Here is a 14,610-nt window from a genome sequence, read left to right as displayed (position 1 = left end):
CCGTCGCGCAGGGCGCGGCCCGGGTGGGCAGCGTCGCCTGCGGCGCGGGCGTCGCCCGGGATGTCGACGGTCATGCGGTTGCGGCTCCCTTCCGCTCCGATGCGGGTGGTGCTCCTGACCTCGCCCTCATCTTCGCGCAGAAGCGCATCGGCGGGAACCGCCGCGCTCGCATGCGCGCGTCGGCGGGCCGTGCCTGCGCGCGGCGTAGACTCCGGACTGAGGGGGCCAGGCATGGACATCGTCGTCACCGTCAACGGCCGGCCGCGGGACGCCTCGGGCATCGCGGCCCACACGACCGCGCTCGACTGGCTTCGCTGGATCGGCCTGACCGGCGCCAAGGAAGGGTGCGCGGAGGGCGAGTGCGGCGCGTGCGCGGTGCTCGTCGCGACGCCCGGCGAGGGCGGCGGCGCCGACTGGACGGCGGTGAACGCGTGCCTCATGCCCGCGGCCGCGCTGGACGGGCAGGAGGTCGTGACGGCCGAGGGCCTCGGCACGCCCGAGCGGCTGCACCCGGTGCAGGAGGCGCTCGCCGCCGCGGGCGGTTCGCAGTGCGGGTACTGCACGCCCGGGTTCGCGTGCAGCATGGCGGCCGAGTTCTACCGGCCGAGGGGCGGGGCGGATGCCGCGGCATCCGATCGCACGGACGACGGAGACGGCACGGGCGACGGCGGTGCGCGCGACGGCGGGAGCGACGGCGCCGAGTCGTTCGACCTGCACGCGCTGAGCGGCAACCTCTGCCGCTGCACGGGCTATCGTCCGATCCGCGACGCCGCGGCATCCCTCGAGCGCCCCGCGGCCGACGACCCGCTCGCCGAGCGCCGGCGTCGACCCGCTCCGGCCGCGCGCGCGACGCGCATCGGGCGCGACGGCGGCTGGTTCGTCCGACCCGGAACCCTGCACGAGGCGCTCGCACTGCTTCGCGACGAGCCGGACGCGGTGGCCATCGCCGGCTGCACCGACTGGGGCGTCGAGGCGAACCTGCGCGGCCGGCGCGCACCGCTCCTCGTCGCGATCGACCGGCTCGACGAGCTCCGCGGGTACGACGAGGGCGACGAGGGCCTCGAACTCGGCGCCGCGCTCACGCTGACCGAGCTCGAGCACCGGCTCGACGGGCGGGTGCCGCTGCTCGCCGAGCTGTTCCCGCAGTTCGCATCGCCGTTGATCCGCAACCGCGCGACCCTCGGCGGCAACCTCGGCACGGCCTCCCCCATCGGCGACGCGCCGCCCGCGCTGCTCGCGCTCGAGGCGCGGCTCGTGTTCGCCTCCGCCGACGGCGAGCGCGAGGTCGACCTCGCGGTGTGCTTCACCGGCTACCGGCAGACCGTGCGGGAGCCGGGCGAGCTCATCCGCTCCATCCGCATCCCGCGCCCCACCGCGAACCTCACCGCGTTCCACAAGGTCGCCAAGCGCCGGTACGACGACATCTCGAGCGTCGCGGTCGCGTTCGCGATCGACCTCGACGAGGAGCGCCGGTCCGTGGCATCCGCTCGCATCGGACTCGGCGGGGTCGCGGCGACGCCGATCCGGGCGCGCGCCACCGAGGCCGCCCTCGTCGGGCGCGACTGGGGGGACGCCGACGCGGTGCGCGAGGCCGCGGCCGTGCTCGGCGGCGAGGGGACGCCGATGTCCGACCACCGTGCGAGCGCGGAGTACCGCGCGGCGATGCTCGAGCGCTCGCTGCTGCGGCTCCACCGCTCGACGGCCCGCGACGAGACGCGCGAGGGGGCACCGGCGTGAGCGGGCTCGCCGATCGGCCCGACGGCGCCGTCGTCGGCACGCCGGTCGCGCACGAGAGCGCCCGGCTGCACGCCGCCGGCACGGCGGTGTACACCGACGACCTCGCCGCCACGCGGCGCGACGTGCTCACCGCGTGGCCGGTGCAGTCGACGCACGTGCACGCGCGCGTCGACCTCGACGTCGCGCCCGCCCTCGAGGTGCCCGGCGTCGTGCACGTGCTCACCGCGGCCGACGTGCCCGGCGCGAACGACGGCGGCGCGAAGGGCGACGAGCCGCTCTTCCCCGATGCGGCCCGGTACCACGGGCACGCGCTCGCGTGGGTGCTCGGCGAGACCGCGGAAGCGGCCCGCCTCGGCGCCGCTGCCGTCACCGTCGCCTACGACGACCTGGCCTCGATCGTGACCGTCGAGGAGGCGATCGCGGCCGGGTCGTTCCAGGGCATGGCGCCGACCGTGCGGCGCGGCGACGCGGCATCCGCCCTCGTCTCGGCGCCGCACGTGTTCGAGGGCACGAGCGTCGTGGGCGGGCAGGAGCACTTCTACCTGGAGACGCAGGCGTCGCTCGCGCACGTCGACTCCGAGGGGCAGGTGTTCGTCGAGTCGAGCACGCAGCACCCGTCGGAGACGCAGGAGATCGTGGCGCACGTGCTGGGCGTACCCAAGCACCGCGTGACCGTGCAGTCGCTGCGCCTCGGCGGCGGCTTCGGGGGCAAGGAGATGCAGCCGCACGGGCTCGCGGCGGTCGCCGCGCTCGGCGCGGTCCGCACCGGTCGGCCGGTGCGCGTGCGGCTCACCCGCGCGCAGGACACGACGATGACGGGCAAGCGGCATCCGTTCCACGCGACCTGGCGCGCCGGGTTCGACGACGACGGGCGCATCCTGGCCCTCGAGGCGACGCTGACCTCGAACGGCGGGTGGAGCCTCGACCTCTCCGAGCCCGTGCTCGCGCGCGCCCTCTGCCACCTCGACAACGCGTACTGGATCCCGAACGTCACGGCGCACGGGCGCGTCGCCCGCACGAACATCACCTCGCAGACCGCGTTCCGCGGCTTCGGCGGACCGCAGGGCATGTTCGTGATCGAGGACGTCCTGGGGCGCGTCGCGCCGCTCCTCGGCATCGACGCCGCGACGCTCCGGGAGCGCAACCTCTACCGCCCGGGGCAGACGACGCCGTACGGCATGGAGGTCCGGCACGCGGACCGGCTCGCCACCGCCTGGCGTCGCGTGCTCGACGACGCGGAGGTCGCGCGCCGGCGCGCCGAGGTCGACGCCGCGAACGCGGCCGACCCCGACGTCAAGCGCGGGCTCGCGATCACGCCCGTGAAGTTCGGCATCTCGTTCACGTTCACGGCGTACAACCAGGCCGGCGCGCTCGTGCACGTCTACTCCGACGGCTCGGTGCTCGTGAACCACGGCGGCACCGAGCTCGGGCAGGGCCTGCACACGAAGATGCTGCAGGTGGCCGCGACCGCGCTCGGCGTGCCGTTCGCGCAGGTGCGGCTCGCGCCGACGCGGACCGACAAGGTGCCGAACACGTCGGCGACGGCGGCGTCGGCCGGCGCCGACCTCAACGGCGGGGCCGTGAAGGATGCCTGCGAGCAGATCCGTGCCCGGATGGCGCCGGTCGCGGCGCAGCTGCTCGGGGCGCCGGAGGACGCGGTGCGGTTCGAGAGCGGTCGGGTGCACGCGGGCGCCGACGCATCCGTCTCGTTCGCCGAGGTCGCGGCGGCGGCGTACGCCGAGCGGGTGCAGCTGTTCGCCGCGGGGTTCTACCGGACCGAGGGCCTCGGCTGGGATCCCGCGACGATGACCGGCACGCCGTTCAAGTACTTCGCCTACGGGGTCGCCGCGAGCGAGGTCGAGGTCGACGGATTCACCGGTGCGACGCGCATCCGCCGCGTCGACATCGTGCACGACGTCGGCGACTCGCTCTCGCCGGTCATCGATCGCGGACAGGTCGAGGGCGGGTTCATGCAGGGCGTGGGCTGGCTGACACTCGAGGAGCTGCGCTGGGACGCCTCCGACGGGCCCGGACGCGGCCGGCTGCTGACGCCGTCGGCGAGCACGTACAAGCTGCCGAGCTTCTCCGAGCTGCCCGACGAGGTGAACGTGCACTTCCTCGACCGCGCGCACGAGGACGGCGCCGTCTACGGCTCGAAGGCGGTCGGCGAACCGCCGCTCATGCTCGCGTTCAGCGTGCGCGAGGCGATCCGCGACGCCGTCGCGGCCTTCGGCCCGGCGGGGCACTCGGTCGAGCTCGGGGCCCCGTCGACGCCCGAGGCCGTCTTCTGGGCGATCGAGGCGGCGCGGGCGGCCGCGCGCCGGGGCGCGGGGCCGATGACGGATGGCGCGGGCGCACCCGCCGCCGCCGGCGCCGGTGCAGGCCGCTGACGGGACGCCGATGGACTGGATCGACGCCGTGCAGCGGCTCCGAGCGGCGCGGACCCCCGCCGTGCTCGTCACGCTCGCCATGGTCCGCGGCCACGCCCCGCGGAACGGCGGCGCGAAGATGGTCGTCGCGCCCGACGAGGCGGTCGGCACGGTCGGCGGCGGCAACCTCGAGCACACCGCCCTCGCCCGGGCGCGCGAACTGCTCCGCTCCGGCGCCGCGGAGCCGGAGCTGCTCACGCTCGCGCTGAGCGACCGAGCCGCCGCGGACTACGGCGTGCAGTGCTGCGGAGGAGAGGTCACGATGCTGCTCGAGCCCCTGCCGGTCGTCCCGGCCGTCGCGATCTTCGGCCTGGGTCACGTCGGCCTCGAACTCGCGCGGATCCTGGCCCGGCATCCGCTCGAGCTCGACCTCGTCGACTCGCGCGAGGCGATGCTGGCGCCCGAGCGCGTGGGAGCGATCGGGCCGGCCGGCGCGGCCGGGCCGTCGGATCCGCCGCCCGGAGCGGCCGGTCCGTTCGCCGATGCGGTCGCCACGATCCGCGTCCACCACCTGCCCGTGCCGGAATCCGCGCTCGCCGACCTGCCGACCGGGGCGCACGTGCTCGTCATGACGCACGACCACGCCGAGGACCTCGCGATCTGCGACTCCGCGCTGCGCACGCCCGGGCTCGGGTCGATCGGCCTCATCGGCTCGCGCTCGAAGTGGGCTCGGTTCCGCACGCAGCTCGCCTCGGCCGGCCATGACGACGCGGCGCTCGCCCGCATCGAGACCCCGATCGGCATCGACGGCATCCGGTCGAAGGAGCCCGCCGCGATCGCCGTGAGCGTGGCGGCCGAACTGCTGCAGCGCATCGAGCAGACGGCGGCCACGAGCGCTCGCTGAGAGGCGCCCCGACGGGTCCGCGGTGACGCCGCGTCGGCGCGCGGGTCGGGCGCGCGGGCGCGACGGTCAGGCGCGCGGGCGCGCGGGCGGCGTCACGTGCGCCTGCGCGAACTCGCGGTTGCGCTCGGCGATGATCGCGGCGCGGGCGAGGCGTTCGCGTTCCATCCGCTGCGCGAAGATCGTCCAGACGAGGAGGGCCGCACCGGCGCCGACGAGCGCCCCGCCGATGGTGTCGGTGACCCAGTGCGCGCCGAGGTAGGTGCGGCTGATCGCCATCAGCAGCGTGTAGACCGCGCCCGCGATCCATACCCAGACGCGGGGCCAGATGATGCCGAGGGTCACCGCGATGGTCGCGGCGTTCGCCACATGCCCCGACGGGAATGAGCCGAAATCCGAGAGCACGATGATGTCCTCGGGGCGGGCGCGCCCGAACAGGTTCTTCAGCACCTGCACGATGAGCGCGCTCGCCGCGGACGCGACGACGAAGTAGAGCGCGGCCCACGGCCTGCGGAGGACGAGCAGGATGACGGCGATCGTGATCGGCACGACGAACACGCCCATGATCCCGCCGCCGAGGGCGTCCATGCCGAACGCGAACAGATCGCCGATGGGGCCCCGGAGGGTGAAGACGTCCTCCGCCCACTCCTCGTCGATCTCGAACATCGTCTCGGCGCGCAGCAGGATCACGAGGCCGAGCACGAACGCGATGACGACCGACGCGATGCCGGCCGCGAACGGGACGAACCGCCCGACGTGCTCGGTCCGTTCCTCGCGCGCCTCGGGCTCGAGGCGTTCGCCGGTCGCGGCGACCGGGCCGCGCTCCGTCACGTCCTCCGGGCCCTCGTCGCCGGAGTGCTCGGTCCGGACGGCGTCGTCGCTCGCGGGTTGGCTCATGGAGACACGCTAGTCGCGGCGGCGCCGCGCAGCGAGGCACGGACGCCGCGTGGCACGGAGCGTTCTCGCGCGGCACCCGACACCGGGAACGAGCGGATGCCGCGGCCCATGCGGCACGCGGCATCCGCTCGGCCCTCGGTCAGTCGGCGAGCGCTGGCACCGTCTTCGGCCGGACGAGCAGCCACACCGCGGCGATCGCGACCAGCGCGGCGCCGAGCATGAAGGCGGCCATCGGCACGGCGCTGCCGACGCCGAACAGGCCGACCATCGGCGAGATGACGCCCGCGAGGCCGAAGTTCAGCGCGCCGAGCAGCGATGCGGCGGTGCCGGCCTCCGCGCCGTGGTGCGCGAGCGCGAGCACCTGGACGGCCGGGAAGGTGAACCCGCACGCGAGGATGTAGATCCAGAGCGGGATCGCGGTGCCCCAGAAGCCGGCGCCCGAGGAGTCGAGCACGACGATCGCGGTGGCCATGGCGGCGTGCACCACGGTCGCTCCCGCCAGCACGTACTGCGGCGGGATCGGCCCTCGGATGAGGCGCGAGGAGGTCTGCACGCCGATGATGACGCCGACCGAGTTGACCGCGAACAGGAGGCCGTACTCCTGCGGGCTGAACTCGTAGACCTGCTGGAACAGGAATGACGACGTCGTGAGGTACGAGAACAGGCCCGTGAAGGTCATGCCGCCGATGAGCGCGGCGCCGAGGTAGATGCGATCGCGGAAGAGCGCGCGGTAGCGCTCGCGCATCGACGAGTGGCCGGCGACGTGGCGGCGCGACTCGGGCAGGGTCTCGACGATGAGGAACGAGACGGCGAGCACGACGGCCACGCCGTAGAACGCGAGGACCCAGAAGACGCCGCGCCAGTCCATGAAGGCGAGCAGTTGCGAGCCGATCACCGGGGCGATGACGGGCGCGAGGCCGTTGACGAGCGCGAGGCGCGAGAGCATGCGCACGAGCGGCTTGCCGCCGAACAGGTCTCGGACCATCGCCATCGCGACCACGCCGCCCGCCGCGGCACCGAAGCCCTGCATGAGGCGGAAGAACGCGAGCCACGCGATGTCGGGCGCGAACGCGGCGGCGATCGACGCGGCGATGTGCAGCACCGTGGCGAGGATGAGCGGCAGCCGACGACCGACCTTGTCGCTCCACGGACCGACGATGAGCTGGCCGAGGCCGAACCCGATCATGGTCCCCGTGAGCGTGATCTGGACGGCGGCCGCGCCCACGCCGAATTCGCCCTCGAGCGCCGGGAAGGCGGGCAGGTAGAGGTCGACGGTGAACGGGCCGAGCGCGGTGAGCGCGCCGAGCACCAGGACGTAGACGAGGCGCTGGCGGCGGCTCAGCAGGTCGCCGGGGTGGCGGGCTGCGGTGTAGTCGTCCGGGCGGACGATGGGGATGGAGGCGGTGGACATAGGCGGTTCCCGAGGCGTGCTGGAGTGCGGTCGTGCGGAGGCGGCTGTGCTGGCGCACGCCGTCGGGCGCCGGGCGAAGAGGAACGGCGCCCCGTGGGGCGCCGCCGGGAGCGATCTCGGCCATCTCGGCCTCGAATCGATTCGACTGAACTTCGAGTGTACCGGGTGGACCCCCGGTCGGCGCAAGCCGAGCGGCATTCGGATTCCGAGTACGGGCCCGTACGGGCGTCAGCGCGCGACCGAGAGCGGGTCCGCGAGGAGGCGCGCGAACGCCAGCTCGGCGGCCCCGATCATGAGGCGGTCCTCGCCGAGGGCGGCGACGACGACCTCGACGTCCTCCATCGCCGCGGGCATCGCCTGGGCGGCGACCGCGGCGCGCAGCGCGTCGGGATCCTGCTCGGCGAGCGTCGCGAGGAATCCGCCGAGGATCACGAGCGACGGGTTCAGCACGTTGACGGCGTTCGCGAGCGCGGTCGCGAGGATCCGGCGCTGGCGATCGAGCTCGTCGGCGATCGCCGGGTCGCCCGCGTCGACGGCCGAGCGGATGGCGCCCGCGAGCGTCGGCTCGTCGGCCGATCGGAGCCCGACCGCCTCGAGCAGCCTGGCGCGCCCGACCTCGTCCTCGAGTACGCCGCCGTCGGCACGGCGGTCCCCCGGCGCGGCGATGCCCGGACGGTTCTGCCCGAACTCCCCCGCGTAGCCGCTGTGCCCGCCCACGGCGCGACCGTGCACGACGAGCCCGCCCCCGATGCCGCTCGCGCCGCCGTTGAGGTAGACGAGGTCGTCGACGCCGCGACCGGCGCCGAAGAGATGCTCGGCCAGGGCGCCGAGGCTCGCGTCGTTGCCGACGGACGCCGGCAGCCCGGTGGCCTCCTCGACGACCTCGCGCACCGGCGCCTCGCGCCACTCGAGGTGCGGCGCGAACCGCACGAGTCCGTCGGCGGCGCGGACGAGGCCGGGGACGGCGAGCCCCACGCCCGCGAACCGGGCGTGCGCGAGGGGCCCCTCGCGCCAGCGCCGGATCGCGTCGGCGACGAGCAGTGCGGTGCGCTCGGGCGTCACGAGGTCGTCGAGCTCGATCCGCTCGCGCACGTCGATGCGTCCGCCGAGTCCGACCGCGGCGAGCGTGACGGCGTCGACCTCGGGGTTCACCGCGACGGCGACGACGCCGGGATGGGCGGCGACGACGGGCGAGGGCCGGCCGACCCGGTTCGTGGGGTCGGGCGCGCGCTCCTCGACGAGCCCCAGTTCGACGAGTTCGCCGGCGAGGGAGGCGACGGTCGAGCGGTTCAGCCCGGTCAGCGCGGTGATCCGGGCACGCGACAGCGGGCCTTCGAGATGCGCGAGGCCGAGGATCCTCGCGAGGTTGCGTCGATGCACCCCGTCGAAGCTCCCGGCGCTTCCGTTGCGGTCGGTCACGCGCACCACTCTAGGTTCGCGGACACGCGAACGGACGCACGCGCGCCGGATTTGTTGCGCTTGACCGCATATCGGCCAGCGCGTATATTCGACACGTCCACATCACTTTCGACGTTGAAGTCGAAAATTTCGAGAGGTTCAAAGATGAACAGACGCAGCATCGGCAGGATCGCGGTGATCGGAAGCACCGCCCTCCTCGCAGTCGGCGCCCTCGCGGGATGCGGTGCGGGAGACTCGGAGGACGGCGGAGACGTCGAGCTCTCGCTCTGGCACAACGCCTCGACCGGCCCCGGCAAGGAGTTCTGGGAGCAGACGGTCGCGGACTTCGAGGCCGACAACCCCGGGGTCACGATCGACATCCAGGCGATCCAGAACGAGGACCTCGACGGCAAGCTCCAGACCGCACTCAACGCGGGCGACGCGCCCGACATCTTCCTCCAGCGCGGCGGCGGCAAGATGGCCGCCATGGTCGAGGCCGGGCAGCTGAAGGACCTCACCGACGGCATCGCCGGTGCCGCCGCCGAGGAGATCCCCGACGCCGCCTACTCGGCGAACACGCTCGACGGCAAGGTCTACGCCATGCCGATCGCGGTGCTGCCCGGCGGACTGTTCTACAGCCAGGACCTCTTCGACGAGGCCGGCATCGCCGAGAACCCGACGACCATCGACGAGCTCGACGACGCCGTCGCGAAGCTGAAGGAGACGGGCGTCGCCCCGATCGCGCTCGGCGCGAAGGACGCGTGGCCGGCAGCGCACTGGTACTACTGGTTCGCCCTCCGCGAGTGCAGCCCCGACACGCTCGCCCAGGCCGCCGACGAGCGCGACTTCAGCGACGAGTGCTGGATCCGCGCGGGCGAGGACCTCGAGGAGTTCGCCGCCACCGAGCCCTTCAACGAGGGCTTCCTGACCACGTCCGCCCAGCAGGGCGCCGGCAGCTCGGCCGGTCTCGTCGCCAACCACCAGGCCGCGATGGAGCTCATGGGCGCCTGGGACCCGGGCGTGATCGCCTCGCTCACGCCCGACCAGCAGCCGCTGCCCGACCTGGCGTGGTTCCCGTTCCCCGAGGTCGAGGGCGGCGACGGCGAGCCCGGCTCGATGATGGGCGGCGTCGACGGCTACTCGTGCTCCGTGGACGCTCCCGACGCGTGCGTCGACTTCCTCAACTACATCGGCACCGCCGACGTGCAGCAGGCCTACTACGAGGCGTTCAACGCCCCGCCTGTGAACACGGTCGCCCAGGAGGCGGTCACCGAGCCGTACCTGCAGCAGATCCTCGAGGCGTACAACGCGGCGCCGTACGCGTCGCAGTGGCTCGACACGGTCTACGGGCAGAACGTCGGCAACGCGCTGAACGTCGCGGTCGTCGACATGCTCGCGGGAAGCGGCTCGCCCGAGCAGATCATCGAGGCCGTCGACGCGGCCGCCGCCAAGGAGTGATCCGGCGATGACCGCTCGCGTGGACTCTGCGACGGAGATCGACGTGCCGGCAGGGCCCGCGCACCACGACGGGGGCGTCGCCCAGGCGGCGCCCCCGTCCCCCCGGCGCCGTCGCGGCGCGGGCTGGGGCGCTCGGCTCGAGATCGCCCTCATGGTCGGACCGGCACTGATCGTCTTCCTCGGCCTGGTGATCTTCCCGGTCGTCATGGCCGCCTATTACGGCTTCTTCAGCTGGAAGGGCTACGGACCGCCCACCGACTTCATCGGATTCCGGAACTACGTCACGATCCTCCAGGACCCGGCCTTCCAGGAGGCCGTCCTGCACAACTTCACGATCGTCGTGCTCTCCCTGGTCCTCCAGGGGCCCGCGGCGTTCCTGCTGGCACTGCTCCTCAATCGCCGCATGCGCGGCCAGTCGATCATCCGCGTCCTCATCTTCGTCCCGTACGTGATCGCGGAGGTCGTGGTCGGCACCGGCTGGAGCCTGATGCTCCAGACCAACGGCGCCGTCAACGACCTGCTCGAGAAGATGGGCCTCGGCTTCCTGGCCCAGGACTGGCTGAGCAATCCCGACCTCGCCATCTGGACGCTCATGGGCATCATCACCTGGAAGTACATCGGCTTCGCCGTGATCCTCTTCCTGGCGGGCCTGCAGGGCATCCCGGAGGAGCTCAACGAGGCGGCCGCCATCGACGGCGCGTCGTTCTGGCAGATCCAGCGCCACATCACGCTCCCGCTGATGGGACCGACGCTCCGGATCTGGGCCTTCCTGTCGATCATCGGATCGCTCCAGCTGTTCGACCTCGTGTACATCATCTGGGGCCAGTACGTCGCCTCCACGGCCGGCACCTCGACCATGGCGACGTACATGGTGTCCGAGGGCAGGAACGCCGGCAACTTCGGCTACGGCAACGCCGTCGCCGTCGTCCTGTTCGTCATCTCGCTCGTGGTGGCACTCGTCTACCAGCGATTCGTCCTCCGACGCGACACCGAAGGCGCGATCACCGGAGACCAGAAGAAGGGCCGGTTCCAGCGATGACCGCCTATCCCGAGACCGCGGCCGCGGTGCTCCCCGCCGACGGACGCGGACGGCGATCGACGTCGCCGCGCCTGCGGGCCGCAAGCCCGATCGTCTACCTCGTCGCCGTGCTCGTGATCGGCGTGATGCTCGCGCCGATCGCCTACATCATCATCGGCGGCTTCCGCACGAACTCGCAGATCACGGTGGACCCGTCGGGACTGCCCGACCCGTGGGTCTTCGTGAACTACCTCGACGTGCTGACCGGCGAGGTGTTCTGGCGCGAGGTGCTGAACTCCACCATCGTCGGCCTCGCCACCACGCTCGGCGTGATCGTGCTCGGCCTGATGGCCAGCTTCGTCCTGGCGCGCTACCGCTTCGCGGGGCGGGGGGCGCTGTATGCCCTCTTCGCAGCGGGCCTGATGTTCCCGCTCACGGTGGCGATCACGCCGCTGTACATCGTCGTGCGCTCGCTGGGGCTCATGAACTCGCTCGGCGGCGTCATCCTGCCGCAGATCGCGTTCGCACTCCCGGTGACGATCATCATCCTGGTGCCGTTCCTGCGCGCGATCCCCGAGGAGATCCAGGAGGCTGCCGCCATCGACGGCTGCAGCCGGCTGGGCTTCTTCTGGCGGATGGTGCTGCCGCTCTCGATCCCCGGTGTGGTGACCGTCGGCATCCTCGCGTTCGTCGGCAGCTGGAACAGCTACCTGCTCCCGCTGTTCATCCTCAACGACCAGGCGGCCTTCACGTTGCCGCTCGGCGTGCAGGCGTTCTCGTCGGAGTACTCCGTCGACACGGCGAAGGTGCTCGCGTTCACGTCGCTCTCGATGATCCCCGCGCTCATCTTCTTCAGCGTCTTCGAGCGCCGGATCGTCGGCGGCCTCACGGGGGCGGTGAAGGGATGACCGCGCTCGACGGCTCGACCCCGTTCGACGGGGCGACGACGCACGGCGACACCCTGCAGGCCACGGATGCCGCGTGGCGCGACGCGTCGCGACCGATCGACGCGCGCGTGTCCGCGCTCATGGCCGAGATGACGCTCGACGAGAAGCTCGCGCAGCTCTACGGCGTGTGGGTCGGCGCGTCCGACGACGGCGGCGGCGACGTCGCCCCGCACCAGCACGACCTGAACGACGACGTCGACCTCGACGCGCTGCTCCCTTCGGGGTTGGGCCAGGTGACCCGCCCGTTCGGCACGGCCCCGGTCGACGCCGCGGTCGGCGCGCTCTCGCTCGCGCGCATGCAGCAGCGCATCGTCGGGGCGAACCGCCTCGGCATCCCGTCGGCCGCGCACGAGGAATGCCTCGCGGGCTTCGCCGCGTGGGGCGCGACGGCCTACCCGGTGCCGCTCTCGTGGGGCGCGTCGTTCGACCCGGCGCTCGTCGAGCGGATGGCGCGGCGAATCGGCGGCGATATGCGCTCGGTGGGCGTGCACCAGGGCCTCGCGCCCGTGCTCGACGTCGTCCGCGACGCGCGCTGGGGCCGGGTCGAGGAGACGATCGGCGAGGACCCGTACCTCGTGGCCACGGTGGGCACCGCGTACGTGCGCGGGCTCGAGGCATCCGGCGTCGTCGCGACGCTGAAGCACTTCGTCGGGTACTCGGCCTCGAAGGCAGGCCGGAACCTCGCGCCCGTCTCGATCGGGCCGCGCGAGCTCGGCGACGTGCTGCTGCCGCCGTTCGAGATGGCCGTCCGCGAGGGCGGCGCGCGCAGCGTCATGAACTCGTACTCCGACCTCGACGGCGTGCCGTCGGCGGCGGACCGCCGGCTGCTCACCGAGCTGCTGCGCGAGACGTGGGGCTTCGACGGCACGGTCGTCGCCGACTACTTCGCGGTGGCGTTCCTGAAGCTGCTGCACGGCGTCGCCGACACGTGGGCGGATGCCGCGGCCGCGGCGCTCGAGGCCGGCATCGACGTCGAGCTGCCGACGGTCAAGGCGTTCGGCGAACCGCTGCGCGCGGCCGTCTCGACGGGCGCGGTGCCGATGGAGCTCATCGACACGGCCCTCCGCCGGGTGCTGCGGCAGAAGGCCGAGCTCGGCCTGCTCGACGCCGGCTGGTCGTCCGTTCCGCCCGCGCTCGCCGGGCTCGGCCTCGCCGACGCCGACCTCGCGGACGCCGACGGCGCGCACGCCGACCGGCTCCGAGGTCGCATCGACCTGGACCCTCCCGGCAACCGCGCGCTCGCGCGCGAGCTCGCCGAGCGCGCCGTCGTGCTGGTCCGCAACGACGGCACCCTGCCGCTCGCCGCGGACGGCGCGGACGTGCCGCGCGTCATCGCGGTCATCGGCCCGAACGCCGACGACCCGTACGCGATGCTCGGCTGCTACTCGTTCCCCACGCACGTCGTGACGCAGCACCCCGGCGTCGAGATGGGCATCCGCATCCCGAGCCTGCTCGAGGCGCTCCGGGCGGAGTTCCCCGGCAGCGAGGTCCGGCATGCGGTCGGGACGAGCGTCGACGGGGGCGAGACCGACGGCCTCACCGAGGCGGTCGAGCTCGCGGCATCCGCCGACGTCGTCGTGCTCGCGCTCGGCGACCGGGCCGGGCTCTTCGGGCGCGGCACCAGCGGCGAGGGCTGCGACGCCGAGACGCTCGCGCTGCCCGGTGCGCAGCAGGCGCTCGTCGACGCCGTGCTCGACGCCGGCACGCCGACGGTGCTGGCACTCCTCGCCGGGCGACCGTACGCGCTCGGCCGCGCGGTGTCCGAGTCGGCGGGCATCGTGCAGGCGTTCTTCGCCGGCGAGGAGGGCGCGGGCGCGATCGCGGGCGTGCTGAGCGGCCGCGTGAACCCGAGCGGGCGCCTGCCGGTGTCGATCCCGGCCTCGCCCGGCGCCCAGCCGACGACGTACCTCGCGGCGCCGCTCGCGCGGGCGAGCGACGTGTCGAACGTCGACCCGACGGCGGCGTTCCCGTTCGGGCACGGGCTCGGCTATGCGACGTTCGAGTGGTCGGAGCTCGCGGGCGGCGAGACGTCGATCGCGACCGACGGCGCGGCCACGGTGCGCCTGCGCGTGCGCAACCTCGGCGAGCGCGCGGGCGCCGAGGTCGTGCAGCTCTACCTGCACGACCCCGTCGCGTCGGTCGTGCGGCCCGTGCAGCGGCTCGTCGGCTTCGGCCGGGTCGAGCTGGCGGCGGGCGAGGCGGCGGTGGTGCGGTTCACCGTGCCGGCCGATCTCGCCTCCTTCACCTCCCGCACGGGCGAGCGCATCGTCGAACCGGGCGAGATCGTCCTCTCGGTCGGGCGCTCGAGCGGCGACCTGGTGTCGGCGCACTCAGTGCGCCTGGCGGGCCCGGTGCGCGTGGTCGACCATCGTCGCGCGCTGCACCCGACCGTCGAGATCGACCGGGTGGGTGCATGACTCCGGCGTGACCGCCGGGGCCGGCCGGCGTCATGTCGGATGCATGCGGCACACTCG

11 protein-coding genes are annotated in these 14,610 nt (G+C 73.4%); 7 read left to right on the top strand and 4 right to left on the bottom strand.

Going from position 1 to position 14,610, the window contains the following annotated elements; genetic code table 11:
- The first annotated feature begins 231 nt into the window (after positions 1-231).
- The 3 genes from ACQ393_RS02740 to xdhC are packed head-to-tail and all read left to right on the top strand — an operon-like array spanning position 232 to position 5,010.
- On the top strand, positions 232-1,737 hold the full coding sequence (locus ACQ393_RS02740; RefSeq protein WP_430645284.1) for a xanthine dehydrogenase small subunit: 1,506 nt from the start codon (positions 232-234) through the stop codon (positions 1,735-1,737).
- On the top strand, positions 1,734-4,127 hold the full coding sequence (xdhB, locus tag ACQ393_RS02735) for a xanthine dehydrogenase molybdopterin binding subunit (protein WP_430645283.1): 2,394 nt from the start codon (positions 1,734-1,736) through the stop codon (positions 4,125-4,127). Before ACQ393_RS02740 ends, xdhB begins: the two co-directional genes overlap by 4 nt.
- A 10-nt stretch (positions 4,128-4,137) precedes the next feature.
- Complete coding sequence (gene xdhC / locus ACQ393_RS02730) at positions 4,138-5,010, top strand: xanthine dehydrogenase accessory protein XdhC (RefSeq protein WP_430645282.1); 873 nt, start codon at positions 4,138-4,140, stop codon at positions 5,008-5,010.
- 66 nt (positions 5,011-5,076) lie between these two features.
- On the opposite strand, the gene ACQ393_RS02725 is transcribed toward xdhC, so the two are convergent.
- The 4 genes from ACQ393_RS02725 to ACQ393_RS02710 all read right to left on the bottom strand — a co-directional run bounded on the left by ACQ393_RS02725 (position 5,077) and on the right by ACQ393_RS02710 (position 8,922).
- Positions 5,077-5,904, bottom strand: coding sequence for a phosphatase PAP2 family protein (locus ACQ393_RS02725; RefSeq protein ID WP_430645281.1), 828 nt, complete (start codon positions 5,902-5,904; stop codon positions 5,077-5,079).
- Between the two features lie 139 nt (positions 5,905-6,043).
- Positions 6,044-7,315, bottom strand: coding sequence for a multidrug effflux MFS transporter (locus ACQ393_RS02720; RefSeq protein ID WP_430645280.1), 1,272 nt, complete (start codon positions 7,313-7,315; stop codon positions 6,044-6,046).
- 228 nt (positions 7,316-7,543) lie between these two features.
- Complete coding sequence (locus ACQ393_RS02715; protein ID WP_430645279.1) at positions 7,544-8,734, bottom strand: ROK family transcriptional regulator; 1,191 nt, start codon at positions 8,732-8,734, stop codon at positions 7,544-7,546.
- Positions 8,731-8,922, bottom strand: coding sequence for a hypothetical protein (locus ACQ393_RS02710; protein ID WP_430645342.1), 192 nt, complete (start codon positions 8,920-8,922; stop codon positions 8,731-8,733). Before ACQ393_RS02710 ends, ACQ393_RS02715 begins: the two co-directional genes overlap by 4 nt.
- Here ACQ393_RS02710 and ACQ393_RS02705 point away from each other — a divergent pair.
- From ACQ393_RS02705 to ACQ393_RS02690, 4 genes are all read left to right on the top strand, one after another.
- Positions 8,879-10,171, top strand: coding sequence for an ABC transporter substrate-binding protein (locus ACQ393_RS02705; RefSeq protein WP_430645278.1), 1,293 nt, complete (start codon positions 8,879-8,881; stop codon positions 10,169-10,171). The two genes, ACQ393_RS02710 and ACQ393_RS02705, sit on opposite strands and share 44 nt — an antisense overlap.
- Before the next feature lie 7 nt (positions 10,172-10,178).
- The gene (locus ACQ393_RS02700) at positions 10,179-11,210 is read left to right on the top strand and encodes a carbohydrate ABC transporter permease (protein ID WP_430645277.1); all 1,032 of its coding nucleotides are present in this window, start codon (positions 10,179-10,181) and stop codon (positions 11,208-11,210) included.
- Positions 11,207-12,097 carry a carbohydrate ABC transporter permease gene (locus ACQ393_RS02695; protein WP_430645276.1) on the top strand — a complete coding sequence of 297 codons (891 nt, stop codon included), beginning with the start codon at positions 11,207-11,209 and terminating at the stop codon, positions 12,095-12,097. Before ACQ393_RS02700 ends, ACQ393_RS02695 begins: the two co-directional genes overlap by 4 nt.
- Before the next feature lie 119 nt (positions 12,098-12,216).
- Entirely contained in the window at positions 12,217-14,553 is a 2,337-nt protein-coding gene (locus ACQ393_RS02690) for a glycoside hydrolase family 3 N-terminal domain-containing protein (protein ID WP_430645339.1), read from the top strand.
- Positions 14,554-14,610 lie beyond the last annotated feature (57 nt).

Origin of the sequence: Agromyces sp. GXS1127, from assembly GCF_050565425.1 — a bacterium.
Lineage (GTDB): Bacteria > Actinomycetota > Actinomycetes > Actinomycetales > Microbacteriaceae > Agromyces.
This window is presented reverse-complemented; position numbering and strand designations above follow the sequence as displayed.

What these genes read in the sequence shown, in the direction of transcription:
- ACQ393_RS02740 (WP_430645284.1), top strand. Translation starts at nt 232, where the DNA reads ATGGACATCGTCGTCACCGTCAACGGCCGGCCGCGGGACGCCTCGGGC.
- xdhC (WP_430645282.1), top strand. Translation starts at nt 4,138, where the DNA reads ATGGACTGGATCGACGCCGTGCAGCGGCTCCGAGCGGCGCGGACCCCC.
- ACQ393_RS02725 (WP_430645281.1), bottom strand. Translation starts at nt 5,904, where the DNA reads ATGAGCCAACCCGCGAGCGACGACGCCGTCCGGACCGAGCACTCCGGC.
- ACQ393_RS02720 (WP_430645280.1), bottom strand. Translation starts at nt 7,315, where the DNA reads ATGTCCACCGCCTCCATCCCCATCGTCCGCCCGGACGACTACACCGCA.
- ACQ393_RS02705 (WP_430645278.1), top strand. Translation starts at nt 8,879, where the DNA reads ATGAACAGACGCAGCATCGGCAGGATCGCGGTGATCGGAAGCACCGCC.
- ACQ393_RS02700 (WP_430645277.1), top strand. Translation starts at nt 10,179, where the DNA reads ATGACCGCTCGCGTGGACTCTGCGACGGAGATCGACGTGCCGGCAGGG.
- ACQ393_RS02695 (WP_430645276.1), top strand. Translation starts at nt 11,207, where the DNA reads ATGACCGCCTATCCCGAGACCGCGGCCGCGGTGCTCCCCGCCGACGGA.
- ACQ393_RS02690 (WP_430645339.1), top strand. Translation starts at nt 12,217, where the DNA reads ATGGCCGAGATGACGCTCGACGAGAAGCTCGCGCAGCTCTACGGCGTG.